23 protein-coding genes are annotated in these 25,134 nt (G+C 54.6%); 13 read left to right on the top strand and 10 right to left on the bottom strand.

Annotation, left to right across the window (positions count from 1 at the left end; translation table 11 throughout):
• Window positions 1-39: 39 nt before the first annotated feature.
• From gap (AB9F27_RS15050) to tkt, 3 genes are all read right to left on the bottom strand, one after another.
• Window positions 40-1,044, bottom strand: a complete 1,005-nt coding sequence (gene gap / locus AB9F27_RS15050) for a type I glyceraldehyde-3-phosphate dehydrogenase (protein ID WP_335584214.1) — start codon at window positions 1,042-1,044, stop codon at window positions 40-42.
• Window positions 1,045-1,347: 303 nt separating this feature from the next.
• The gene (gene gap / locus AB9F27_RS15055; protein ID WP_335584213.1) at window positions 1,348-2,352 is read right to left on the bottom strand and encodes a type I glyceraldehyde-3-phosphate dehydrogenase; all 1,005 of its coding nucleotides are present in this window, start codon (window positions 2,350-2,352) and stop codon (window positions 1,348-1,350) included.
• A gap of 280 nt (window positions 2,353-2,632) precedes the next feature.
• A complete protein-coding gene (tkt, locus tag AB9F27_RS15060; RefSeq protein WP_335584211.1) occupies window positions 2,633-4,654 on the bottom strand; it encodes a transketolase in 2,022 nt (673 codons plus the stop codon).
• 283 nt (window positions 4,655-4,937) lie between these two features.
• On the opposite strand from tkt, the gene AB9F27_RS15065 reads away from it, so the two are divergent.
• Together AB9F27_RS15065 and AB9F27_RS15070 are read left to right on the top strand one after the other, a co-directional pair.
• Window positions 4,938-5,405, top strand: a complete 468-nt coding sequence (locus tag AB9F27_RS15065) for a hypothetical protein (protein ID WP_335584209.1) — start codon at window positions 4,938-4,940, stop codon at window positions 5,403-5,405.
• Entirely contained in the window at window positions 5,405-5,791 is a 387-nt protein-coding gene (locus AB9F27_RS15070) for a cell division protein ZapA (RefSeq protein ID WP_335584208.1), read from the top strand. Before AB9F27_RS15065 ends, AB9F27_RS15070 begins: the two co-directional genes overlap by 1 nt.
• A gap of 55 nt (window positions 5,792-5,846) precedes the next feature.
• Here the strand turns inward: AB9F27_RS15070 and grxD are convergent, their stop codons facing one another.
• The 3 genes from grxD to AB9F27_RS15085 form a co-directional block, all read right to left on the bottom strand.
• Window positions 5,847-6,206, bottom strand: a complete 360-nt coding sequence (grxD, locus tag AB9F27_RS15075) for a Grx4 family monothiol glutaredoxin (protein WP_039002112.1) — start codon at window positions 6,204-6,206, stop codon at window positions 5,847-5,849.
• A gap of 40 nt (window positions 6,207-6,246) precedes the next feature.
• The gene (locus tag AB9F27_RS15080) at window positions 6,247-6,489 is read right to left on the bottom strand and encodes a BolA/IbaG family iron-sulfur metabolism protein (protein WP_039002113.1); all 243 of its coding nucleotides are present in this window, start codon (window positions 6,487-6,489) and stop codon (window positions 6,247-6,249) included.
• Between the two features lie 104 nt (window positions 6,490-6,593).
• Window positions 6,594-6,818, bottom strand: coding sequence for a hypothetical protein (locus AB9F27_RS15085; RefSeq protein ID WP_335584207.1), 225 nt, complete (start codon window positions 6,816-6,818; stop codon window positions 6,594-6,596).
• Between AB9F27_RS15085 and AB9F27_RS15090 the strand changes: the two genes are divergently transcribed.
• The gene (locus AB9F27_RS15090) at window positions 6,804-7,130 is read left to right on the top strand and encodes a hypothetical protein (protein ID WP_335584206.1); all 327 of its coding nucleotides are present in this window, start codon (window positions 6,804-6,806) and stop codon (window positions 7,128-7,130) included. The genes AB9F27_RS15085 and AB9F27_RS15090 overlap by 15 nt on opposite strands.
• A 4-nt stretch (window positions 7,131-7,134) precedes the next feature.
• On the opposite strand, the gene purL is transcribed toward AB9F27_RS15090, so the two are convergent.
• Entirely contained in the window at window positions 7,135-9,294 is a 2,160-nt protein-coding gene (purL, locus tag AB9F27_RS15095; protein WP_335584205.1) for a phosphoribosylformylglycinamidine synthase subunit PurL, read from the bottom strand.
• A 408-nt stretch (window positions 9,295-9,702) separates the two neighbouring features.
• Window positions 9,703-10,605 carry a LysR family transcriptional regulator gene (locus AB9F27_RS15100; RefSeq protein WP_335584204.1) on the bottom strand — a complete coding sequence of 301 codons (903 nt, stop codon included), beginning with the start codon at window positions 10,603-10,605 and terminating at the stop codon, window positions 9,703-9,705.
• A 157-nt stretch (window positions 10,606-10,762) separates the two neighbouring features.
• Between AB9F27_RS15100 and AB9F27_RS15105 the strand changes: the two genes are divergently transcribed.
• The 10 genes from AB9F27_RS15105 to AB9F27_RS15150 all read left to right on the top strand — a co-directional run bounded on the left by AB9F27_RS15105 (window position 10,763) and on the right by AB9F27_RS15150 (window position 22,190).
• Window positions 10,763-14,167 (top strand): indolepyruvate ferredoxin oxidoreductase family protein, encoded by a 3,405-nt coding sequence (locus AB9F27_RS15105; RefSeq protein WP_335584202.1) that lies wholly within the window; start codon window positions 10,763-10,765, stop codon window positions 14,165-14,167.
• 89 nt (window positions 14,168-14,256) lie between these two features.
• Window positions 14,257-15,126 (top strand): lysophospholipid acyltransferase family protein, encoded by an 870-nt coding sequence (locus AB9F27_RS15110; protein WP_335584201.1) that lies wholly within the window; start codon window positions 14,257-14,259, stop codon window positions 15,124-15,126.
• 39 nt (window positions 15,127-15,165) lie between these two features.
• Window positions 15,166-15,978, top strand: a complete 813-nt coding sequence (locus AB9F27_RS15115; RefSeq protein ID WP_335584200.1) for an aspartate/glutamate racemase family protein — start codon at window positions 15,166-15,168, stop codon at window positions 15,976-15,978.
• 58 nt (window positions 15,979-16,036) lie between these two features.
• Entirely contained in the window at window positions 16,037-17,065 is a 1,029-nt protein-coding gene (gene argC, locus AB9F27_RS15120) for an N-acetyl-gamma-glutamyl-phosphate reductase (RefSeq protein ID WP_335584199.1), read from the top strand.
• Between the two features lie 6 nt (window positions 17,066-17,071).
• Window positions 17,072-17,509: a cytochrome c maturation protein CcmE gene (ccmE, locus tag AB9F27_RS15125; protein WP_039002122.1), complete on the top strand. Its 438-nt coding sequence runs from the start codon at window positions 17,072-17,074 to the stop codon at window positions 17,507-17,509.
• 90 nt (window positions 17,510-17,599) lie between these two features.
• Window positions 17,600-18,211, top strand: a complete 612-nt coding sequence (locus AB9F27_RS15130) for a holin-associated N-acetylmuramidase (RefSeq protein ID WP_335584198.1) — start codon at window positions 17,600-17,602, stop codon at window positions 18,209-18,211.
• Window positions 18,202-18,771, top strand: a complete 570-nt coding sequence (locus AB9F27_RS15135; protein ID WP_335584197.1) for a holin family protein — start codon at window positions 18,202-18,204, stop codon at window positions 18,769-18,771. Before AB9F27_RS15130 ends, AB9F27_RS15135 begins: the two co-directional genes overlap by 10 nt.
• Before the next feature lie 91 nt (window positions 18,772-18,862).
• A complete protein-coding gene (locus AB9F27_RS15140) occupies window positions 18,863-20,848 on the top strand; it encodes a heme lyase CcmF/NrfE family subunit (protein ID WP_335584196.1) in 1,986 nt (661 codons plus the stop codon).
• A gap of 3 nt (window positions 20,849-20,851) precedes the next feature.
• Entirely contained in the window at window positions 20,852-21,325 is a 474-nt protein-coding gene (locus AB9F27_RS15145; protein WP_335584195.1) for a cytochrome c-type biogenesis protein, read from the top strand.
• A gap of 88 nt (window positions 21,326-21,413) precedes the next feature.
• On the top strand, window positions 21,414-22,190 hold the full coding sequence (locus AB9F27_RS15150) for an enoyl-CoA hydratase-related protein (RefSeq protein WP_039002127.1): 777 nt from the start codon (window positions 21,414-21,416) through the stop codon (window positions 22,188-22,190).
• An 82-nt stretch (window positions 22,191-22,272) separates the two neighbouring features.
• Here the strand turns inward: AB9F27_RS15150 and gltA are convergent, their stop codons facing one another.
• Together gltA and gltX are read right to left on the bottom strand one after the other, a co-directional pair.
• Window positions 22,273-23,568: a citrate synthase gene (gene gltA / locus AB9F27_RS15155; RefSeq protein ID WP_039002128.1), complete on the bottom strand. Its 1,296-nt coding sequence runs from the start codon at window positions 23,566-23,568 to the stop codon at window positions 22,273-22,275.
• 78 nt (window positions 23,569-23,646) lie between these two features.
• A complete protein-coding gene (gene gltX, locus AB9F27_RS15160; protein ID WP_335584194.1) occupies window positions 23,647-25,044 on the bottom strand; it encodes a glutamate--tRNA ligase in 1,398 nt (465 codons plus the stop codon).
• Window positions 25,045-25,134 lie beyond the last annotated feature (90 nt).

The raw sequence follows: 25,134 nt of genomic DNA on the forward strand, positions 1-25,134 counted from the left end.
AAGGCGGCTTTTTGTGTTTGGATTCTCAGCACGACGTGCTTAGATAAGTTTGCCCATCGCAACGGCTGTGTCTGCCATACGATTTGAGAAACCCCATTCGTTGTCATACCAAGTGAGGATGCGGCAGAGGTTGCCGTCCATAACTTTGGTTTGATCTGTCGCGAAGATCGAGGAACGTGGGTCGTGGTTAAAGTCCATCGACACGAGTTTCTCGTCGGTGACGCCAAGGATCCCTTTGAGGGGACCAGAGGCCGCCGCTGCGGAAATCGCGGCGTTGATTTCTTCGACCGTTGTGTCGCGTTTGGCTTCAAATGTGAGGTCAACAACCGAAACATTCGGCGTTGGAACACGGATCGCAACCCCATCAAGGATGCCGTTCAATTCTGGAAGCACGAGGCCCACAGCTTTGGCAGCGCCGGTCGACGTTGGGATCATGTTACAAGCTGCGGCGCGAGCGCGGTACAGATCGCTGTGCATCGTGTCGAGTGTGGGTTGATCGCCCGTATAGCTGTGGATCGTTGTCATGAAACCACGTTTAATGCCGATAGCATCGTTCAACACCTTCGCAACGGGCGCAAGACAGTTGGTCGTGCAGGACGCGTTGGAAACGATGATGTCGTCTGCGGTAAGAACGCCATCGTTCACACCATAAACGATTGTTTTATCGGCACCTGCGGAGGGGGCGGAAACCAGAACGCGGCTCGCGCCGTTTTCAAGGTGGATCGCTGCTTTGTCGCGTGCGGTAAAGATTCCGGTACATTCCAGCACGATATCCACGTGTCCCCACGGCAATTCGGCGGGGTTACGGATCGCGGTAACTTCAATCGGGCCACGGCCAACGTCGATGGTGGAGCCGGTGGTTTTTACGTCATGGGGGAAGCGTCCGTGAACCGTGTCGTAGCGCAAAAGATGGGCATTTGTTTCGACAGGTCCAAGATCATTGATCGCGACAACTTCGATATCAGTGCGGCCGGATTCGATGATTGCGCGCAGGACATTGCGCCCAATTCGTCCAAAACCGTTGATCGCTACTTTTACAGACATGTGTGAGTCTCCTTGGACATCAAATCAAGTGAGTGGGGGCCACGTGTGTGTTAACGCTAACAAGCTTCTGTTGCAAGTGACGCCCTGCAAAATGCGGTGAGAATATTGTGATGTATACGCTGTCAGCGCCAGAAGGCGATGTAATCCGTTAATTCCCAAAATTTTTGGCAAAGCACAATCGTCATGGCCCAGTCGAAAAAAGTATAATCGACGGCCAGAAAAATAAAAATACAGACGCCGAGGCTGATTGCGAGGGTGTTGTTCATAGGTCTCCGGCTCGTCTGCGCCAGAAATGACGCCTGTTTAGTGCAACAGACGCCCCATTGCCGCCGCGACATCGGCCATACGGCAGGAGAATCCCCATTCGTTATCGTACCATGCAAGCACACGCACAAGGCGTTTGCCCACAACTTTTGTTTGGTCTGGGGCAAAGATAGACGAATGTGGGGTGTGATTGAAGTCGATAGAAACTTTTTGTTCGGGGTCATAAGCGAGGACCGCGCCCATATGGCCATTGGCGGCGGCGGCGACGATTTCGTTGATATCGTCGGCGGTCACGTCTTTTTCCGCGACGAAGGTAAGGTCGATGGCGGAGACATTGGGCGTGGGCACGCGCATGGAGGTGCCGTCGAGTTTGCCGTCGAGTTCTGGGAGGACGAGGCCTAGGGCCTTTGCTGCACCCGTGGAGGTCGGGATCATCGACATGGCGGCGGCGCGGGCGCGATAAAGGTCGGGGTGGCGGCGATCAAGGGTGGGTTGGTCGCCTGTGTAGCTGTGGATTGTGGTCATGATGCCGCTTTCGATTCCCACTGCGTCATTAAGGACTTTGGCGAGGGGGGCGAGGCAGTTGGTGGTGCAGGACCCGTTGGAGACAATCGTATCTTGGGGCAGCAGGTCGCGATGGTTGACACCATACACAACCGTACGGGCGACGTTGGTGGCGGGGGCGGAAATTAGCACGCGTTTTGCGCCTTGTTTCAGGTGGATGGCGGATTTCTCGCCATCGTTGAAATTGCCGGTGCATTCCAGCACGACGTCGCATCCCGACCAGTCAAGCTCGCTTGGGTCATAGGAACTCATGACATCCATTGGGCCACGGCCTAAATCCATGGTCGAACCGTCAACGCGCACGTCATTGGCAAACCGTCCATGGACGGAGTCGTATTTGAGCAAGTGGGCGTTGGTTTCGATGGGGCCTGTGGCGTTGATTTTTACGACTTGGACATCGTTGCGTCCGCTTTCGGCAATATGGGCAAGAGTGCAGCGGCCAATGCGGCCAAATCCGTTAATCCCGAGTGTCACGGTCATAATATTATCCTCTGGCAGCGTCCTTCAGGGGCCTCTGACGGTTTGGCTGCTAGGGGAGTTATACAGGACGGGCTTGCCTCGGATAAAGCGCTATAACGCTTTAATTGCAGCATGTTAGCGTTATCTTTTGGTGTTGGCGCTAACAGTTTTCGCGTTAAAATTGATGGTTGCGGTAACAGGGCGCGATAGGGTGAATCACCGCGTTCACATTTGATTGGCCACAAAAAAGCCCTGCCAACGGAAAGTCAGCGGGGCCAATTTGAACGGTTTCAGAGGGGGCTTATTTGCCCAGAAGCTCTTTGACTTTCTTGACGGTTTCTTCTGCGGTGATGCCGAATTTTTCATAGAGCGTGGGGGCAGGGGCGGAAGCGCCAAAGCCTGTCATGCCAACAAACGCCGCTTTGGTGGATTTGCCGCGCTCGCCTGTGAGCCATTTATCCCAGCCCATTTGCACGCCTGCTTCAATAGCAACCCGAACTGGGCCACCAGGAAGAACGCGTTTGCGATAGGCGTCGTCTTGGGCTTCGAACAGTTCCATGCAAGGCATGGAAACGACGCGTACGCCGATGCCTTCGCTTTCAAGAATATCCGCAGCTTTGAGCGCTATTTCAACTTCAGAACCCGTGGCCATCAGGATGGCCTCGCGTTTCGCAGTTGCGTCACGCAGGACGTAAGCGCCGAGGGCTGTGAGGTTTTTGTTTTTGTGCTCAAGGCGTACCGTTGGCAGGTTTTGACGTGAAAGCGCCATGACCGATGGGGTGTCTTTGACCGTAAGGGCCACTTCCCATGCTTCGGCGGTTTCTACGGTGTCCGCAGGGCGGAAGACGTAAGTGTTTGGCGTGGCACGCGAAATCGCGAGGTGCTCAACGGGCTGGTGGGTTGGGCCATCCTCGCCAAGGCCGATGCTGTCGTGGGTCATAACGAAAACCGTGGGGATTTTCATCAAGGCCGCGAGGCGCATTGCGGGGCGGGCATAGTCGGTGAAACACATGAATGTGCCGCCGTAGGGGCGTACACCGCCGTGCAGTACCATACCGTTCATTGCCGAACACATGCCATGCTCGCGGATGCCGTAATAGACATAGCGACCCTTGCGATCTTCGGGGGTAAAGACACCCAAATCAGGCGTTTTTGTATTGTTCGAACCGGTGAGGTCGGCAGAGCCGCCAACGGTTTCGGGCAACAAGGGGTTGAGGACTTCGAGGGTCATTTCAGAAGATTTCCGTGTGGCAACTTTGGGCTGCTCTTCGGAAATTTTCTTTTTCAAGGCTTTAACGGCGGCAGAGATTTTCTGAGGCGCATCAAGTGCATAGGCGCGGGTGAAGTCGGATTGTTTGCCACCAGGCATGGCTTCGAAACGGGCGGTCCATTCTGCAAATTCAGAGGCACCCTGGGCGCCAATCGCGGCCCAGCCTGCTTGAACGTCCGCAGGGATGACGAAGGGCGCGTGGTTCCAGCCGTAGACTTTGCGCGTGTCGGCAATGAGGGTCGCATCCGTCAAAGCGCCGTGGCCTTTGGAGGTGTCCTGCGCGGAGGAGCCAAGCGCGATATGGGTGGCGCAAGCGATCATCGAAGGCTTGTCGGTTTTTTTCGCGGCGGCAATGGCGGCGTCAATCGCAACAGGATCGTGGCCGTCGATTTCCTGCACATGCCAGCCGGACGCTTCAAAGCGCATGGGCTGGTTTGTACGGTCGGAGATTTCAACTTTGCCGTCGATTGTGATGCCGTTGTTGTCCCAGAACACGATGAGTTTCGAGAGTTCTTGGCGACCTGCAAGAGCGATGGCTTCGTGGGAAACGCCTTCCATCAGGCAACCGTCGCCCGCGATCACATAGGTATAGTGATCAACGACTTTCTTGCCGTAATGGGCGCGCTGGATTTCTTCGGCCATGGCGAAGCCGACGGAATTTGCGAGGCCTTGGCCAAGCGGGCCAGTTGTGGTTTCGATGCCTGTGGCGTGGCCGTATTCAGGGTGGCCCGCAGTGATCGCGCCCCATTGGCGGAAGTTTTTGATTTGGTCGATGGTCATATCTGCATAGCCCGTGAGATGGAGCAGCGAATAAAGCAGCATCGAGCCGTGACCCGCAGAGAGGATAAAACGGTCGCGGTCAGGCCATTGTGGGTTCTTTGGATCGAATTTTAGGTGCTTTTCAAACAAAACGGTCGCGACGTCGGCCATACCCATCGGCATGCCGGAGTGACCGGAATTGGCAGCAGCAACGGCATCTAGTGTCAGGACGCGAATTGCGGCGGCCTTGTTCCAGTGTTCAGGATGCTCTTTACGAAGGGTAGCAATATCCACGTTGTTTTCCTTTGGTTCGGGCCTAGAAGAGTTCATTGCGCGTTTGATAGCAGCCCAAGCGTGAAGATCAAGAAAGATCAGCCTATTGAGCCAAGCTATTGGTCCAAAAGGGGGCGCATTTCCGCAAATTCCGCTATAAACTAGCCTTGAGCCGCGCATGAGCGGCGATTCGCACAGCCTTTGGGACGCGCGGGTCGTTGACAGTTCGGGCAAGAATGACCCAAATGGGACCAAATGATCCCAAAACGAGCTTTCTTGTGGCGCACGAAGAGGAGACAGGCAAATGAGCGATATTGTTGAGTATGAGCGCCGAATTACGGCCGCCCTGACCAAAATTAGTGAACGACTGAATGCCGGTGGGGCGAGCGCCAGTACTGCAGATACCAGCGCCCTAGAAGCCGCACTGGAAGCCGAGCGCACAGTCAATGCACAGCTTGAAGAGCGGGTGCGGGCGATCAAAACCAAACAAGAAGAAAAAATGGCGCAACTTGAAAAGCGCGTGACCACATTGCAAAGCGGATATGGTCAGCTTGAGGGCGACGTGAGCCGCCTCAAAGGCGTGAACGAGCAATTACGCGAGAGCATCCACGCGTTGCGTGAAGCCAATCAGTCGAATGTTGGCGAACCGCATTTGATCAATAAATCGATGTTGGTGGAGCTAGAGGCCTTGCGGGCCGTACACACCTCTGATCGCCACGAAATGGACAGTTTGCTTGGTGAACTCAACCAGATTATTGGGGAGGAAGCCTAATGCCCGAAGTTAAAATCACTATTGGTAGTCGCGAATTTGAAGTCAGTTGTCAGGAGGGCGAAGACCACTTCCTGCATTCAGCAGCAGCGCTATTGGATGCCGAGGCTTCGGTTTTGTCGTCGCAAATTGGCCGGATGCCCGAAGCGCGGATGTTGTTGATGGCGGGTCTGATGCTTGCGGATAAAACGGCGGGTCTTGAGGAACGTTTAGCGCAAGCAAACGAGAAATCCAAAGCCCAAGAACAGTTGATTGCTGAATTGCGCGACCGCCCCGCCGTAACAGAGCCAGTGGCGGTGATTCCGCAGCAGATTTTCGAGACGATGGCCGAATTGGCCGCGCGGGCCGAAGCGCTTGCGGACGAAGTCGAAGAAAAAATGAACGCCTAATATGAAAATGCCCGCCGAACCGAGGTTTGACGGGCATAAAACAGGGGTGTGAAATTTACGCGTTTGCGGCGCGAATTTTATCTGAAGCGTCTTTGTCGTATGTCACACCATTTTCAGCGAAAAGCGTGTCCAATTCGCCAGAAAGCGTCATCTCGGTGATGATGTCACAGCCGCCCACAAATTCACCTTTGACATAAAGCTGGGGGATTGTCGGCCAATCGGAATAATCTTTGATGCCTTGGCGGATTTCTTCGTCGGCCAGAACGTTCACGTCGCTAAATTCAACGCCCATGAAGTTCAAAACCCCAGCAACGCGGCTTGAAAAACCGCATTGTGGCGCGTCTTTTGTGCCCTTCATAAAGAGAACAACGTCGTTCGCGGTGACGGCTTCTTTGATCTTTGTGTCTGCACTCATCGGAGCATCCTTTACATTTTGGGAGGGGCGGTTGGGCCCGTTATTCTGGAACTTTGGTGGTCAAGGCGAGGGCGTGAAGTGCGCCCGCGTTGCCATCCATTGCGCCCTTTAGGCTCGCGTAAACGGCGCGTTGTTGTTGGACGCGGTTTTTGCCGCGAAAACTTTCGTCGGTCACTTCTGCCGCCCAGTGGTTTCCGTCGCCAGCCAAATCCGTAATGGAAATTTTGGCGTTCGGAAATTCCGCGCGGATCAGATCTTCGATATCGTGGGCTTGCATCGCCATAGGGAGGGTCCTCTTTCGTTGCCCAAGAGATAACGCCGTGTTCACTGTGATTCAAGAGGAGAGCCACAGTGATTGAACGGCGCGATGTCGCAAGGCGGTCAATGCTATTTTGTTTGTTGCGCCGTTAAGTGAGATTTAAGCGCAGCAAGGAAATCCATCACCTGTTTTTGGGTGTAACGGATTGGAAACGCATCAAACTCCGCGCGGGTCCAACCTGTTTGGGGAAAAAGCCGTGCAATAAAGCTGTCACAGGTTTGTAATTGAGTGGGCGGGAGCGCAAGGGTCTGCGCGGTAAAGAGCAATTCGAGCAACGTATGGATTTTGCGCATTTTGGCAAAATCCTCGCTCATTTGTCCCAAGAGGCTTGGGTTTTGTTGCCAAGAAATTCCATCATAGAGACCCTGAACCACGCGTTGCCCCGCGCCAAGGCAATCATAGGCAATACAGCCCGAAAAGCCTTTATCCTTGAGCGTATCATGGATTTTGCAGAGCCCGGTTGGCGCGAGATTGGGACAGGCGACGCCTGCGGGTTTCTCAAGGGCGAACTTGGTGGATTGCTCGATATGCAGCGCCACACAACACAGTGCGGCGCAGTTCTGGCAGTCGGGCGCAAGGGCGTCGTGGCCCTTGGCCCTTTTTAGCGGATCAGTCGAATGTGTTGGCAAAGGTCGACCGGAAGGTTGCAGACAGCTCAGAAAGCGGGGCGGAGGAGGAGCCAAATTGCACGGTATCGCCGCCAAATTTGCCGACACTTTCGATATAGATGCCAGCGGCCCCAGCGGCACTCATAAGCGCTTCGGCTTGATCGAAGTTACAGGCCACAAGATAGCGGGCTTGGTCTTCGCCAAAGAGGGTTGGGGTTTCGTCGCTGGTGAGATGAACGCCAACGCCTGCGGCTTCGGCCAACTCAAAAGCGGCGAGTGCGAGGCCACCATCCGAGAGGTCGGTACAAACTTTGATCAAGTCGCGGTTTGCGAGGATGAAATCGCCGTGTTTGCGTTCGGCGGCGAGGTCTACGTGCGGCGCGTCGCCTTCTTCGCGGCTAAAGACTTCGGCGAGGAGGGCGGATTGGCCGAGGTGGCCGAAGGTTTCGCCGATGACCATGGCCACATGGCCGTCGCGAACTTCGCCCGAAATGGCTTCCTCGCCCGCAGCGATCAGGCCGACCGCGCCAATCGTTGGAGTAGGGAGGATACCTGTGCCGTCAGTTTCGTTATAAAGGCTAACGTTGCCCGAAACGATGGGCATATCCAAGGCGAGGACGGCTTCGGCGATGCCTTTGATGGCGCCGACGAATTGGCCCATGATCTCGGGCTTTTCGGGGTTGCCGAAATTCATATTGTCGGTGGTGGCAAGGCCACGCGCGCCGACGGCCACGAGGTTGCGATAGGCTTCGGCGACGGCTTGTTTGCCGCCTTCAAAGGGGTTGGCTTTGACGTAGCGCGGCGTCACGTCCGAGGTGAAGGCCAGCTGTTTGTCGGTGCCATGCACGCGCACAATGCCCGAACCGGCGCCCGGATTGCGGGAGGTGTCGGCCATAACCATCGTGTCGTATTGTTCATAGACCCATTGCTTGGAGGCATAGTTGGGGCAGGAAATTAGCGCTTTGAGGCCGTCGATAGGATCAATGCTGGGCACATCGCCGAGGGGTTCGGCAGCGGGTGTTTCGACCCAAGGGCGGTCATATTCAGGCGCGGAGCCCGAGAGCGTTGCCAAGGGCAAGTCGGCTTTGACTTCGCCATTGTGCAGAACAAGGAAGCGGTCCTCGGCAATTGTTTCGCCAACGATGGCAAAATCAAGGTCCCATTTTACAAAAACCGCTCGGGCTTCGGCTTCGAGTTCGGGTTTGAGGACCATCAACATGCGCTCTTGGCTTTCCGAGAGCATCATTTCATAGGCGGTCATGTTTTCTTCGCGTTGGGGCACGTCTTCGAGGTTGAGTTTGACACCCAAACCGCCCTTGTCGCCCATTTCAACGGCGGAACAGGTCAGGCCCGCAGCTCCCATGTCTTGGATCGAGATCACAGCGCCCGTGGCCATCAGCTCAAGCGTGGCTTCCATCAAGCGTTTTTCGGTGAAGGGGTCGCCGACCTGAACGGTGGGGCGTTTATCCTCAATGGTGTCATCGAATTCCGCCGAGGCCATCGTCGCGCCGCCGACGCCATCACGGCCGGTTTTTGCGCCGAGATAAACGACGGGCATGCCGATGCCAGAGGCTGCGGAGTAGAAAATCTTGTCGGTATCCGCGAGGCCCGCCGCGAAGGCATTGACCAGACAGTTGCCGTTATAGGCCTCGTGGAAGCGCACTTCGCCACCCACGGTTGGGACGCCAAAACAGTTGCCATAGCCGCCAACGCCCGCAACCACGCCGTTGAGCACGGATTTGGTTTTCGGATGCGCAGGCACACCAAATGAGAGCGAATTCATTGCCGCAATCGGCCGTGCGCCCATGGTGAAGACATCGCGCAGAATGCCGCCAACACCCGTTGCCGCCCCTTGATAGGGCTCAATGTAGCTTGGGTGATTGTGGCTTTCCATTTTGAACACCACACATTGTCCATCGCCAATATCAACGATGCCCGCGTTTTCGCCAGGACCACAGATCACTTGCGGGCCTTCGGTGGGTAGTGTGCGGAGCCATTTTTTGGAGGACTTATAAGAGCAGTGCTCGTTCCACATGGCCGAGAAAATACCAAGCTCGGTGAAGGTGGGCGTGCGACCGATGATGTCGAGGATGCGCGCGTATTCATCGGGGCTTAGTCCGTGGCTCGCAATCAGGTCTTCGGTGATGGTTGGCTCTTGCATTTCAGTCCCCATTTTGAAGTTGGGCATTCAATAAGCAAATAACGGGCCAAGGGGAAGGGGGCGCGACGGTTGCGGCGCAATTAACAGGTGTTTTTCGCGGGACCTGTGTTTGGGGTGCCTTGCGCGGTGCTTAAATACCGTGCGGATTTCAAACTGCCCAAGGTTTCGGCATCTATTTCGCACCTGCAGAAAAAAGGCCGAAAAAAAAGGCCGAGACAATGCTCGGCCCAAGTACAACAGGGAGGTTGAAGTAATGTGAGTTGCCTCAGCATCAACTTCTAGCTTCATTTATGGGCACTAAAGCCGCGTTACAATAGTTTTTTCTGCTGCGATAGCGCAATCCCGCTATGCGTGTGGCGCATATCTCACATAAATATGCGTGAAATCGATCCAGAAAGGGCCTGTTTTTTAGGCGCGATCATCCTGTAACCTCTTGCGATGAGCGAATATTTCCTCGGTTACGAAGTCGCGGAAGGCCGCAATCCGCTTGGATTGCCGTAATTCCTCAGGATACGCCAGATAAACAGGCACTTCGTTGCTTTCGGCGTCCTGAACCACGCGCACCAGATTCGGGAAGTCTTCGATGACGTAATCAGGAAGCACACCGACCCCCAATCCAGACAGCACCGCTTGGAGCACGCCGAAGTAGTTGTTCACCGTCAGCGACAGCCGTGGCTCATAAGTCATAAGGTGTTGCACGAAGCCAGAACTGGCGGCAACTTGCGCACTTTTGGTGCTTTGACAGATGAGGCGATGCCCCTTGAGGCCGACCAAGTTTTCGGGAGCGCCGTATTCGTCAATATAGTCCTGAGTTGCATAGAGGCGCATTTTTACCGACATTAGGCGTTTGCGAATAAGGTCGGCTTGGCTTGGCTCTTTCATACGGATGGCCACGTCGGCCTCGCGCATGGGCAGGTCAAGCACGCTCTCCTCAAGCATCAGGTTGATCTTGAGGTCGGGGTATTTGTTGTAAAGGTGAGGCAGGCGCGGCGCGAGCCAGAGCGAGCCAAAGCCAATCGTCGTTGTCACACGCAATTCGCCAAACACCTCATCATCGCTATCGCGAATACGCGCGGAGGCCGCATCAAGCCGTTTGCTCATGGCGATAGTGGCTTCAAACAGGAATTGCCCCTGTTCGGTGAGAATCAGTCCGCGAGCGTGGCGGTGAAAAAGGGTGGCCGAGAGGCTGTCTTCAAGGGCGCGAATCTGTCTTGAAACCGCCGATTGCGACAGGTGGAGGGTCTCGCCAGCGGCCGTTAGGCTTCCTGCTGCGGCCACTGCGTGAAATATTCTTAGCTTATCCCAGTCCATCTTTGCGTATTCAATCTCTGTTTAGGGTCATTTCATGCGTTGGAATACAATTAACGCTAACATGTTTGCAAATCCCAAACTTATAAAAAAAACATTTTGTAGGTCAGTCTTTTTGACCTATTATCAAAATGTGATCGCTTTGAGGAGGATAAGCCCAATGTCTAAGCAGAAAATAACTTTGCATGACCGTTTTGATTTAGAGACGTCGACAGTCTTGTTGAATGGGACGCAGGCGCTTGTGCGTCTGATGATGATGCAACACGCGCGCGACGTGGCGGCAGGGCATAACACCGCTGGCTATTGCACGGGCTATCGTGGGTCGCCGCTTGGGGCCGTCGATTTGCAAATGCAAAAGGCCAAGAAGGACCTTGATGCGCATCAAATCACATTCCAGCCTGGATTGAACGAAGACCTCGCGGCGACCGCAATTTGGGGCAGCCAGCAGGCAGAATTGCGCGGCGAAGGCAAATACGATGGCGTGTTTGGCCTTTGGTACGGCAAGGGGCCTGGGGTGGATCGTTCGGGCGACGTGATGCGCCACGCCAATATGGCGGGGACCAGCGCGCTTGGCGGGGTTTTGATGGCGATGGGCGACGATCACACCGGCGAAAGCTCGACCACGTTGCACCAAAGCGATTGGGCGATGGTCGACGCCTATATGCCGATCGTTTCACCCGCGGGCGTGCAGGAAATCATGGACTTGGGCCTGTATGGCTGGGCGCTGAGCCGATTTGCGGGCGTTTGGGTTGGCTTAAAAACCATGAAAGACACTGTTGAGGCGACCTCGATTGTGAATGGCGATCCCTTTGCCAAAGAGTTTGTGACACCGGAGTTTGACGGCCCTGAGGGGGGCATGAATATTCGTTTGGGCGACACGCCTGTGGCCCAAGAGACCCGCATGATTGATTATAAGCGTAAGGCTGCCGAGGCCTTTGCCCGCGCCAATCGGATCGACAAGAGGGTCTGGGGCCAAGAGGGGGCGAAAATTGGCTTTGTTGCGGCGGGGAAAAACTGGCTCGACCTGACCCATGCGCTGCAACTCCTTGGGTTGGACGCTGAGGAGGCCGAACGCCTTGGCATCACCACTTATAAAGTGGCGCAGGTTTGGCCGCTGGATATGCTCAGCTTCCATGAGTGGGCCGAAGGGTTGGACCTGATCGTTGTCGTGGAAGAAAAACGCAAATTGATCGAAGTTCAGGTCAAAGAGGCCATCTTTGATGACGTTCATGACCGGCGGGTTTATGGCTGGCGCAAGGGGGCGAGTAAGGAAGAACTCTTTCCAACACGCTTCGCACTCGACCCGATTATGATTGCGCAGAAGATTGGCAAAATCCTCATTGAGGAAGGGCGCGGAACAAAGGACGTCAAGCAAGGGCTTGAGATGTTGGATATCGCGCAACGTGCAGATAACGCAAAGGAAATTGCCGCTCGGTTGCCGTATTTCTGTTCTGGTTGCCCGCATAATACTTCGACCAAAGTGCCCGAAGGCCATCGCGCCTACGCGGGGATCGGCTGCCATTATATGGTGCAATGGATGGATCGCGAGACCACCGGATTTACCCAAATGGGCGGCGAGGGTGCGAATTGGGTTGGCGAGGCGCCATTCTCAAAAACTGCGCATGTTTTCCAGAACTTAGGCGATGGAACCTATAACCACTCGGGTATCCTCGCCATTCGTGCGGCCCTCGCGGCGGGCACCAATATCACCTATAAAATCCTCTATAACGACGCAGTTGCCATGACGGGTGGCCAAACCAACGAAGGCGGGCTTTCAGCGCATCGGATTGCGGCGGAACTCAAGGCGATGGGGGTGGAACATCTGTCCGTTGTATATGACGAAAAAGAGGACGTCGATTTTTCGAAGTTCCCTAAGGGGCTGGATATTTACCCGCGCGATGACTTGATGGATGTGCAGAAAAAATGCGCCGAAATCAAAGGTGTTTCGGCGATACTGTACATCCAAACCTGCGCGGCGGAAAAACGGCGTCGGCGCAAGCGCGGCACGTTCCCTGATATCGACAAAAGGGTTTTTATCAACACGGATGTTTGTGAAGGCTGCGGCGATTGCGGCGTGCAAAGTAACTGTGTATCGATTGTTCCTGTTGAGACCGAATTGGGCCGTAAACGCGGGATTGATCAGAGCAGTTGCAACAAGGATTTCTCCTGTGTGAATGGTTTTTGCCCATCTTTTGTGACACTGCAAGGCGCGCAAGTGCGCAAAGCGGCCACGGCGACCTTGGAATTACCAGCGCTTCCTTGCCCCGTTTTGCCGACGATTTCCGGCACCCATAATATCGTGATCACGGGCGTCGGCGGCACAGGTGTTGTCACCATCGGTGCGATCCTCGCTATGGCGGCCCATATGGACGGCAAAGGCGCTGGCATGATGGAAATGGCGGGGCTGGCGCAAAAGGGCGGAGCCGTGCATATCCATTGTCGTTTGGCAAACTCTCCCAGCGATATCAGTGCGATACGCGTGGCGACAGGCGAGGCGGATGCGGTGATTGGCGGCGATTTGGTCACAACCGCAGGGGCCAAAACGCTCGGCCTTATGAAGGTTGGAAAAACCGGCGCTGTGGTCAACAGTCACGAGATTATCACCGGCGATTTCACCCGCGACACGGGCTTCAAACTGCCAATGGATCAACTTGCGCTGGCTTTGGAGGCCCGCCTGCAAGATCGGTTGCAGATGTTCGATGCCTCGGCCCTAGCGAAGGCTTTGCTCGGAGACAGTATTTTCTCGAATATGATGATGCTTGGGGCTGCTTGGCAGCGTGGCCTTGTGCCGCTCACCTATGCTTCGATCATAGAGGCGATTGTGCTGAACAAGGCTGCAGTTGACGCGAATAAACGCGCGTTTGAGATCGGTCGTTGGGCCGCGCTTTATCCTGAGAAAGCCCAAGAGGCCTGTGCGAAACCTGCTGAAGCTCCGCTGAGTTTGGACGCGTTGATCGACTATCGTGCGACGCACCTTGAGGCCTTCCAAGACGCGGATTTGGCGGCAAAATACCGTGCACGTTTAGACAGCATTAGTGATCCGGTTTTGAAAGAAGCCGTCGCCAAAGGCTATCACAAGTTGCTGGCATATAAGGACGAATATGAAGTCGGGCGCCTTCATTTGGAAACCGAAGCCAAGGCGCGGGCCGAGTTTGACGGCGATTTCAAAATGACGTTCCACTTGGCACCGCCAATGATCGGGGGAAAGAGCAGTGATGGACGCCCGAAAAAGCGCGAATTTGGTCCGTGGATTCGGCCCATGTTCACTGTTTTGGCGCGGTTGAAATTTCTGAGGGGGACGGCGTTTGATCCCTTTGGGCGGACTGCTGAGCGCAAAATGGAACGGGCTTTGATCGCACAATATGAGAACGATCTGGAAGCTGTTTTGCCGCTCTTTTCGTCGCAAACTGCGGGCCTTGTGGTCGCCCTTGCCGAACTCCCGTTAGATATTCGCGGGTATGGGCCAGTTAAGGCACAAAACGAAGTTAAGGCCATGAAACGACGCGAAGAATTGCTCTCGGGGATTCGCTCAGGCGGGACTCCAGCGGCAATGGCGGCGGAATAAGCTCAAAAAACACCTTCCCGCGCTGAAGTTTTTCTGGCGCGGGAGGTACAGACCCCGTATTGCGAAATTGAGCAATATCTGAGGACGTCGTGCGCAAAAATATAACACGGGACATTAGCTATGCGAGCTCTGCTCAATCGCGAAGTGGGCGAGCTGTTATTCGGCTTCTGGAAGGGGCGACAGGGCGCGGCAAAATCATCCGCCGTGCTGTTGGCTATGAAGCGGATTTGGCGCAGGGTGCCGACATATGGCAAGTCATGGTCGACCGTTTCGCAATAGACCTTCACTTAAATGGGGCTGTGTCAGAAATCCCCAAAACCGGCCCTGTCATTTTTGTTGCAAATCATCCTTACGGGATTTTAGACGGCTTGGTTTTAGGGCATTTCCTGTCGCGGAACCGCGCAGATTTTCGCATATTGGCCAATTCGGTTTTTGGGCAAGCGCCCGATATTGATCGGGTTATCCTTCCGATCAGCTTTTTGGGAACAAAAGAAGCGCTTAAGGTGAATTTGGACACCCGCAAGGAGGCGCTTCGCCATTTGGCGGATGGCGGTGTTATGGGGGTATTTCCCGGGGGAACTGTTTCAACTTCTGCGAAGCTCTTTTCTCCTGCGATGGACCCAAGCTGGCGAAATTTCACGGCCAAATTGATCCAAAAGTCCGGTGCAAAAGTGGTGCCTGTCTATTTCCACGGTCGAAATTCGCGGCTGTTTCAAATCGCCAGTCATTTGCATGCAAACCTGCGTCTTGGCCTCTTGATTTCGGAGTTTCGCGCCCGCATTTCAACGCGGGTCGACGTGACCGTTGGCGCACCCATCGCGCAACAGGATTTGGATTTATATGCGGGAGACCCCAAGGCAATGATGGGATTTTTGCGACATGCGACATACGATCTGTCGCCGATGCCCCTGAACGCGCTAGACTATGGGTATGAATTCGAAGACAAGTATCGTGTTTAAACTAAACGGCGCGAAAAATACGCACCGAAAGGATACGTCATGGCAGTTGGCATTTTTGATTCTGGATTAGGTGGGCTGACGGTCTTGGATGCGGCTGAAAAGCGTATGCCGGATGTGCCGTTTGTTTACTTTGGTGACAACGCCCATACCCCCTATGGCGTGCGGGATGCCGATGATATTTATAACCTTACAACGCAAGGGGTTGAACGCCTTTGGGAGGCTGGATGCGATCTGGTTATCTTGGCCTGCAACACCGCTTCGGCGGCAGCTTTGCGGCGGATGCAGGAGAGCTGGCTTCCCGAGAATAAGCGGGTTCTGGGCGTATTCGTTCCCCTCATTGAGGCCCTAACAGAACGTGAGTGGGGCGATAATTCGCCGCCGCGCGAAGTTGCTGTGAAGCATGTCGCGCTTTTTGCGACTCCGGCGACGGTCTCGAGCCGTGCGTTTCAACGTGAATTGGCGTTTCGTGCGATCGGGGTTGATGTCGAGGCGCAGCCCTGTGGCGGAGTAGTTGACGCGATTGAGGACGGGGACGAAATTCTTGCCGAAGCCTTGGTGCGCAGCCATGTTGATGCCCTGAAACGGCGGATGCCAAAACCGGAGGCGGCAATCCTTGGGTGCACGCATTACCCCTTGATGGCAAAGCAATTTCAGGACGCATTGGGCGCGGATGTGAAAGTGTATTCACAGGCAGATTTGGTGGCAGAGAGCCTTGCTGATTACCTCACGCGTCGTCCCAACCTTAAAGGGTCCGGCACAGAATCCATATTTTTGACGACGGGCGATCCCGCGCGGGTGAGCAGTCGGGCAACTCAGTTCTTGCGACGAAAGATCACGTTTGCGGCGGCATGAATTGCGCCCGGCCTGATTACACACTACATACATTACGAACATACATAAGGTCCCTGAAATGACCCATAAAATCGCTATCCTTGGCGCATCTGGCTATACGGGCGCAGAGCTCGTCCGGTTGATCGCAAGTCATCCAAATATGGAAATCAAGGCTTTGACGGCCTCGCGCAAGGCTGGTCAGTCGATGGCGCAGGTTTTCCCGTTTTTGCGGCATCTGGATTTACCAGAGCTTGTCACAATCGAGGAAGTGGATTTCTCCGAGATCGATTTGTGCTTTTGTGCTTTACCACATGCGACAAGCCAATCTGTGATCCGCGAATTGCCTAAGGACTTGAAAATAGTCGATCTCTCGGCAGATTTCCGGCTGCGGGACCCTGCGGAATATACCAAATGGTATGGCGGGGCGCATGACGCGTTGGAGCTTCAGGCCGAGGCTGTTTACGGGCTTACCGAATTTTATCGCGACGATATCCGTGGGGCGCGCTTGGTTGCGGGCACGGGATGTAATGCCGCGACGGGCCAATATGCGTTGCGGCCTTTGATTGCGGATCGTGTTATTGCGTTGGACGATATTATCATTAACTTGATCACGGGCGTGTCTGGGGCTGGGCGCTCGCTCAAGGAAAACCTGTTGCATGCCGAGTTGTCCGAAGGGGCGCATGGTTATGCTGTTGGGGGTACGCATCGGCATTTGGGCGAGTTCGATCAAGAGTTTTCGGCGATTGCGGGCGAACCTGTGCGCGTGCAATTCACGCCGCATTTGATCCCTGCCAACCGCGGGATTTTGGGTACGGTTTACGTTAAGGGTTCTCCGGAAGCGGTTTATCAATCCCTCGCGCAAGCCTATGAAAATGAACCGTTTATGGTGATGCTTCCCTTCGGAGAAACGCCAAGTACGCGCCACGTTCGGGGCAGCAATTTTTGCCACGTCGGTGTGACGGGTGACCGGATCGAAGGACGGGCCATTGTGATGGTCGCACTGGACAACCTCACAAAAGGGTCGTCCGGACAAGCGTTGCAAAACGCCAACCTTATGCTCGGAGAGGACGAGACCGCAGGCCTGATGATGGCCCCAGTGTTCCCGTAAAAACAAATGAAAAGTCTCAAGAAAACCCGTAGAATTCAAGTCATTGCCCTCGCCATTGTTGCGCTCATTTTGGCGACGGGATTGATTGGCTATGCGATGCGCGATGGGATCAATTTCTTTCGCTCGCCTTCTCAAATTCTCGCGGAACCGCCCGCACCGAGCGAGGTGTTTCGCATTGGGGGATTGGTGCTTGAAGGCAGTATCGAACGCGGAGTCGGACAAGAAATTCGGTTCACTGTGACCGATGGTGGCGCGGATATTCCCGCCGCTTTCAACGGAGTGTTGCCGGATCTGTTTAGCGAAAATCAGGGAATGATTGGCACGGGTTCTTACGTGAGCGGCATCTTTCAAGCTACTGAAATCCTTGCGAAACACGACGAGACCTACATGCCGAAAGAGGTTATCGACGCCCTCAAGGAACAAGGCGTTTACCAAGGCGAATAGCGCACGCAACGTTCGCACCCCTGCCAGATTATAAACTGATTATTGCGAATCTCTCGGGTGAGGGACTGATCCCTCGGAGTTGGGGGTATCGTGCAAGCAGTCCAAGAAATCGCCAAAGAAATCGTTGCCCGTGAAGGCGGGTTCGTGAACGACCCTGATGATCCGGGGGGGGCGACGAAGTTTGGGGTCACCATCCACACGCTGAAACGTTTAGGCATGGATTTGACCCGTGATGGCATCGTAGATATCGCCGATGTCAAAGCGCTGACCCGTCAAGATGCGCAGTCTGTTTTCGTTGAGCACTACTTTGTGCGACCAAACTTATCCAACCTTCCTAGCGTGTTACAGGCTAGCGTGTTTGACATGTTTGTTAATGCGGGGAGCAATGCTGTGAAGGTTTTGCAACGGTTGCTGCTTGAAATGGGGCTTGAGGTGGACGTCGATGGCGCGGTTGGTCCACAGACGATTGCCGCAGCGGAAAAGGCCTATGAAATGGCACCAGATTATATCGCGGATGCCTATGGAATCGCGCGGCGCAATTATTATTACCGCCTCGCGGATGCCCGCCCAGCCAGTCGCAAATACGCCCGACGTAACGATGGTGGCAAAGGTGGGTGGATTATCCGTGCTGAACATTTCATCGGAAAACAATATCACCTTTCTCCAGCCGAACACACAGCGAGGACATCGTCATGGGGTTGATAAATACCGTCTTTTCAATGCTTTTCGGCGGCGGCCGCAATATTGTCCGCGAAACGGCAGAAGTCTTTCGCGAGAATGCCGAGGCGGGTGCGCAACGTGCGACGAATCTGCAAGGACAGGCCCTTTCCCAACACGCGGCCGAGTTTGCGCAGCCACGGCAAGGCGGCTTCGATTGTTTTATGGATGGATTGAACCGACTCCCGAGGCCCGCGATGGCGATTGGGATTTTGGGATTGTTTGTGAGTTCGATGATTGACCCCATTTGGTTTGCCAGTCGAATGCAGGGGCTTGTTTTAGTGCCAGAACCTCTTTGGTGGCTTCTTGGGGTGATTGTGTCGTTCTATTTTGGTGCCCGCCATCAAGTGAAATCGTATCAATTTCAACAGTCGTTAACGGATACGATGGTGCGGGTGCCGCAAGTCTTGAGCAACCTTGAGGAATTGCGTCACCTAGCACCAACCAGTCCCGGTGTTGCCCACGCAAAGGCCGAAGAGGCGAGCGAAGCCTTAACTCCCGATGCAAATGCCGCGTTGAGTGCGTGGCGGATGGCAAAAGCCTAAACAGAACGCATCATTTAAATGTGACATTACGCGCGGGTAAAACCGTGCGTATTGCGTTGATCAAAGGGGAAAAAGTCGCCATATTCGCCGCATGATTATTGAACTTGGCCATGTCGCCCTCATCCTCGCCTTTTTGTTGTCACTTGTCCAAGCGACGGTTCCCCTTGTCGGGGCGCATAAAGGCTGGAGTGGGTGGATGGCCGTGGGGTCTGCCGCTGCAACAGCCCAGTTTTTGCTGGTTTTATATGCCTTTCTGGCTTTGACCTATGCGTTTGTCACCTCCGATTTTTCGCTGAAACTGGTGATCGAGAATTCACACACCCTTAAGCCAATGTTGTATAAAGTTGCGGGTGTTTGGGGCAACCATGAAGGCTCCATGTTGCTTTGGGTGCTTATTTTGGCCGGCTTTGGGGCCTGTGCTGCATGGTTTGGTGACAATTTGCCCGCAACTCTGCGCGCCCGTGTTTTAGCGGTTCAGGGGGCGATTGGCGTTGGTTTTTACGCGTTTATCCTCTTTACGTCGAATCCCTTCACGCGGGTCGCCGTGCCGCCCTTTGATGGCGGGGACCTTAATCCACTGCTCCAAGATCCTGGCCTCGCCTTTCACCCCCCGTTTTTGTATCTCGGATATGTTGGCCTCAGCATGGCGTTTAGTTTTGCCGTTGCCGCGCTCATCGAAGGGCGGGTTGATGCGGCATGGGGCCGGTGGGTGCGCCCGTGGACTTTGGCGGCGTGGATATTCCTCACAATCGGTATCGCGCTTGGCTCGTGGTGGGCCTATTACGAACTCGGCTGGGGGGGCTATTGGTTCTGGGATCCTGTTGAAAACGCAAGCTTTATGCCTTGGTTGATTGCGGCGGCCCTACTGCACTCTGCGGTGGTTGTTGAGAAACGCGAAAGCCTCAAGGCGTGGACAATTTTGCTGGCAATTCTGGCGTTTGGTTTCTCCCTGATCGGTACGTTTATCGTGCGCTCTGGTGTTTTGACGTCAGTGCATGCCTTTGCGACCGACCCGGAGCGCGGAGTGTTTATCCTCGCATTGCTTGGGTTGTTTATGGGCGGGGCTCTCACGCTGTTTGCTGCGCGCGCTAATGTTCTGTCGAGCAAAGGCGTTTTTGGCGTCGTGAGCCGCGAAAGCGCCCTTGTTTTTAACAATATCCTATTGGCTGTCGCCAGTTTCGTGGTGTTTGTCGGGACGATTTGGCCGCTGATTGCAGAGTTGTTCTTTGATCGCAAACTCTCGGTTGGGGCGCCGTTTTTTGACACGGCCTTTACCCCTTTTGTTATCGCGATTGCCTTGTTGCTGCCGATTGGGCCGCTCCTGCCGTGGAAACGTGCGAAGCTGTCCAAAGCCTTGCGCCCGCTACGCGCAGGGTTGCTGCTCGCTGTTGCCTTGGCGCTTTTGGTTTGGGCCATTCAATCAGAACGCAGCATTATGGCCCCCATCGGCGTGTTCCTTGGGTCGTGGGTCTTGGTTGGTGCCGCAACGGACCTTTGGCAACGTACGGGAAGCAAACGACAATCCATTCAAGAGCGCCTTGGGCGCATGCTTCGTCTCCCGCGCGGGGATTGGGGGCGTAGCGTTGCTCACTCGGGGTTTGGCGTTACGATTTTGGGGATTTCGATGCTGACGGCATGGGAGCAAGAAGACATCCGCGTCACCCAAGTTGGCGAACCCTTCACAGTGGGCGCCTATGAGATAACCTTGGCGGATGTCACGCAGGGGCAAGGCCCGAATTATTCCACAATCTTGGCGGAAATGCAGGTAAGTAAGGCTGGGAAGACGGTGGCTGTGCTGTACCCCGAAAAACGGGTATATCCTGTTCAAGGCATGCCCACGACCGAAGCCGCGATCGACAATGGCTTTTTGCGCGACATTTATGTTGTGATTGGCGATCCACAAATCGATGGTGGTTGGGCGGTTCGCACCTATATCAAACCCTTCGCGAATTGGATTTGGGCGGGGGCGATCATCATGGCGTTTGGCGGTGGATTGAGCCTGTCGGATCGACGGTATCGTGTGGGGGCTGTGTCACGGCGCAAGTTGATCCCTGTCGCACCGCAGGCTGCGGAGTAACCGATGAAAAAAATCATATTGGTCGTCATTCTTCTTATGCTTCCCGTTTTTCAAGCGGGGGCCGTTGAGCCCAACGAGATGCTAAGTGACCCCGTTTTGGAGGCGCGTGCACGGGAAATTTCCAAAGGGCTGCGCTGCATGCAATGCCAAAACGAGAACATCGACGTAAGCAGTGCCGACATCGCCCGCGATTTGCGCCTTGCTGTGCGGGAACGTTTGGTTGCAGGGGACACTGACGACCAAACCGTCGCCTATATCGTTGATCGTTATGGCGAATTTGCGCTCCTGAGCCCCACAAAAACGGGCATGAACCTGTTTTTGTGGTTTGCCGGACCGGCGATGTTTTTGTTGGCTTTTGGGGTTGCCGTGACTTTTTTGCGGCGCTCGGCGCGGCGGCAGGAAAACGGATCAAACCCGGCTGTCGACAACCTCTCCGAGGAAGAAACAGCCCGCTTGGACGATATTATTAACCGATAACGCCATTTTTAAAAGATTTACGCTAGGTTGCCCTTTTTCTGAACCCATTGGTTCACTACCTTTAGGGAAATCGGCAAGGGAGCCTGCAATGAACTATCAAATGATCCGAGTGAGCCTGCGGGATGGGCTGGCTGTTATTGCCATGAATCGCCCTGATGTTATGAATGCGCTCAACCCCCTCATGCGGGCTGAACTGACCCATGCCCTGTTAGATATGGGACGCAACGCGCGGGCTGTGGTTTTGACAGGGCAGGGGCGCGCCTTTTGCGCGGGGCAGGACCTTGGCGATAAAGTCTCAGCGGCAAATGCGGATTTAGAGCGGACGTTGCGCGACGAATATGAGCCCCTATTACGGGCGATTTACGAGTGCCCTGTGCCCACTTTGGCAGCTGTAAATGGTGCGGCGGCAGGCGCGGGTGCGAATATTGCGCTGGCCTGCGACGTGGTGATTGCAACGGAAAGTGCTGTGTTTCTGCAAGCTTTTGCGCGCATTGGTCTCATCCCAGACGCAGGGGGCACCTATTGGCTGCCTAAACAAATCGGCATTGCGAAGGCGATGGGGGCGGCGCTTTTTGCCGAGCCTATCACTGCCGAAGAGGCCAGCGACATGGGGATGATTTTTGAGGCCGTCGCAGATGAAGATTTTGCGGGGCACTGGAATGCACGGGCGCAAACCCTGGCCAAGGGTCCGACCCAAGCCTACGCGCACATCAAAGAAGCGCTACGGGCCAGTTTTGACAATACTTTGGACGAGCAGTTGTCGCTTGAAGCCAAGCTTCAGGGACGTGCGGGACAAAGCCGAGATTTCAAAGAAGGCGTCGTCGCCTTTCTGGAAAAACGCACAGCGAAATTTGAGGGTCGATAATCCCCGCTCAGAAAGTATCCATTGTTAGAAACAAAAAAAGCGCCCCACTTGGAGGCGCTTTTTTCTTTGTGACTGAAACTGCTTAGCGCGTTTCGACGTCGGTATAGTCCCGCCGTGTTGCACCAGTATAAAGCTGGCGCGGGCGACCGATTTTCAGCTGGGAATCGCCGATCATTTCTTTCCACTGCGAAATCCAACCAACGGTACGGCTGAGCGCAAAGATTGGTGTGAACATCGACGTTGGGAAACCCATCGCTTCGAGGATGATGCCAGAATAGAAATCCACATTTGGGAAGAGCTTTTTCTCGGTAAAATATGGGTCGTTCAAAGCTTGGCGTTCGAGTTCTTTGGCGACCTGCAGAGTTGGATTGTTTTCAACGCCCAGCAATTCAAGAACTTCATCCGCCGATTTCTTCATCACGGTCGCGCGGGGATCGAAGTTTTTGTAAACGCGGTGGCCAAAGCCCATTAGGCGGAACGGATCGTTCTTGTCTTTGGCGCGCGCGATAAATTCTGGAATGCGATCGACGGTGCCAATTTCTTGTAGCATCTCAAGGCAAGCTTGGTTTGCGCCGCCGTGAGCTGGCCCCCAAAGACAGGCGATGCCCGCTGCAACACAAGCGAAAGGGTTGGCCCCAGAGGAACCGGCAAGACGCACGGTTGAAGTGGAGGCGTTTTGCTCGTGGTCAGCGTGGAGCGTGAAAATACGGTCCATAGCGCGGGCGAGAATGGGGTTCACTTCGTAGGATTCTGCGGGAACTGCAAAACACATGTGGAGGAAATTGGACGCGTAATCCAGATCATTGCGCGGATAAACGAACGGCTGACCAATGGAATACTTATAGGCCATCGCAGCAATAGTCGGCAGTTTGGCAATCATCCGCACCGATGCAATTTCGCGCTGCATCAGGTCGTTGATATCGGTTGAGTCGTGATAAAACGCCGACATCGCACCAACAACGCCCACCAAAGTCGCCATTGGGTGCGCGTCGCGACGGAACCCACGGAAGAAATTGTGCATTTGTTCGTGGACCATCGTGTGATTCGTCACGCGGCTCTCAAAGTCTTCCATTTCGGGGGCCGTTGGCAATTCACCATAAAGAAGCAGATAGCACACCTCGAGGTAATGAGATTTTTCGGCAAGCTGGTCAATGGGATAGCCACGGTGCAATAGTTCACCTTTGGCGCCATCAATGAAGGTGATGTCGGATTCGCAGGAGGCCGTCGACGTGAAGCCAGGGTCAAACGTGAACATGCCAGATTGGGCATATAATTTGCGAATATCGATAACGTCCGGCCCTGCGGTGGGGCTGTAAATCGGCAAATCATAGGATTTTCCGTCAATTGTCAGCGTCGCGCTTTTAGTGCTCTCTACCATTTTAGTTCCTCTCAAATCGGTCCCATGCGGATCATGCGGACCAAATGTTAACGTTCCAAAAGAGGGAGAAACCCACTCTTAGTTGGATGCTTGTATGAGTCTAGCGATGGTTTCATCGCGGCCCAACACGAGCATCATGTCAAATACACTGGGGGTTGCCGTCCGTCCCGCCAGAGCGGCGCGAAGGGGCGCTGCTATTTTACCTAGGCCAATTTCATGAGCCTCAGCGACCCCGGCCACGATGGCCTCTAGAGTCTCTCGGTCCCAAGTAGCATTTTGCAACTGCGGCGTCAATTCCATCAGTATACCACGGGATACATCATCAAGGTTTTTTGCCGATTTTTCATCGGGGATTATTGGTGTGTTCACGGTAATAAAGTTTGCTTTATCAACGAGATCACCGAACTTCTTCGCGCGATCCTTTAGGCAATACATCGCCGTCAAAAACATCGCGTTTGTTGTCTCATCAAAGGGAATTTCGCCCTGTACCGCGCGATATTCTGACATTTCTTGCAGCAGTGCAGCATCGTCCGCGACGGCAAAATGCTGGCCACTAATATTGTCGAGTTTCTTGAAATCCAAACGGGACGGTGATTTGCCAATCCCATTGGTGTCAAACCACTCCAAAGCTTGGGCATCGGTGAAAAACTCGTCGTTGCCGTGGCTCCAGCCAAGTCGTGCGAGATAGTTGCGCATGCCCGCCGCGAGGTAGCCCATTTCTTGGTATTCTTCGACGCCCGTCGCCCCGTGGCGTTTCGACAATTTCTTGCCGTCAGGGCCGTGAATAAGGGGAATATGCGCGTAAACGGGCAGGGACCATCCCATCGCGTGATAGATATGCGACTGACGTGCGGCATTGGCGAGGTGGTCGTCCCCCCGAATTACATGGGTCACGCCCATATCATAATCATCTACAACCACAGCCAGCATATAGGTCGGTGTACCGTCGGAACGTAAACAAATCATGTCGTCGAGATCGGCGTTTTGAAAGGTCACGTCGCCTTGAACTTCGTCGTGAATGACCGTCTGGCCATCACGCGGCGCCTTGAGGCGGATAACAAAGGGCAAATCGGGATGTTCGGAGGCGGGGATATCGCGCCAAGGGCTGTGAAAAAGGGTCGAGCGTTTGTCCGCCTGCGCTTCGGCGCGGAAAGCGGCAATCTCGTCCTGAGTCGAGAAACACTTATAAGCGGCACCTTTGGCCAGCATTTCAAGAGCAACTTCGCGGTGACGCGCGGCCTGCTCAAACTGGCTAACGGCCTCTCCATCAAAGTCCAACCCAAGCCACGCCATGCCGCGCAGAATGGCCTCAGACGCCTCAGGGGTTGAGCGCGCGCGGTCCGTATCCTCGATCCTCAGCAGAAATTTTCCACCCCGTCCCCGCGCATAAAGCCAGTTAAACAACGCCGTGCGCGCCGTCCCGATATGCATATAGCCAGTGGGGGAAGGAGCGATGCGAGTGACGACGTGAGACATGGGGCATTAACTTTCTAGAAACCAAGATGTGGAAAGACTTAAGGCAGGTTTTAGGCCGCCATGGCCCGAAGGACAAGAAGGCAGAATCGT

Origin of the sequence: Falsihalocynthiibacter sp. CO-5D18, from assembly GCF_041205445.1 — a bacterium.
GTDB classification, from domain to species: Bacteria; Pseudomonadota; Alphaproteobacteria; order Rhodobacterales; family Rhodobacteraceae; genus Falsihalocynthiibacter; species Falsihalocynthiibacter arcticus.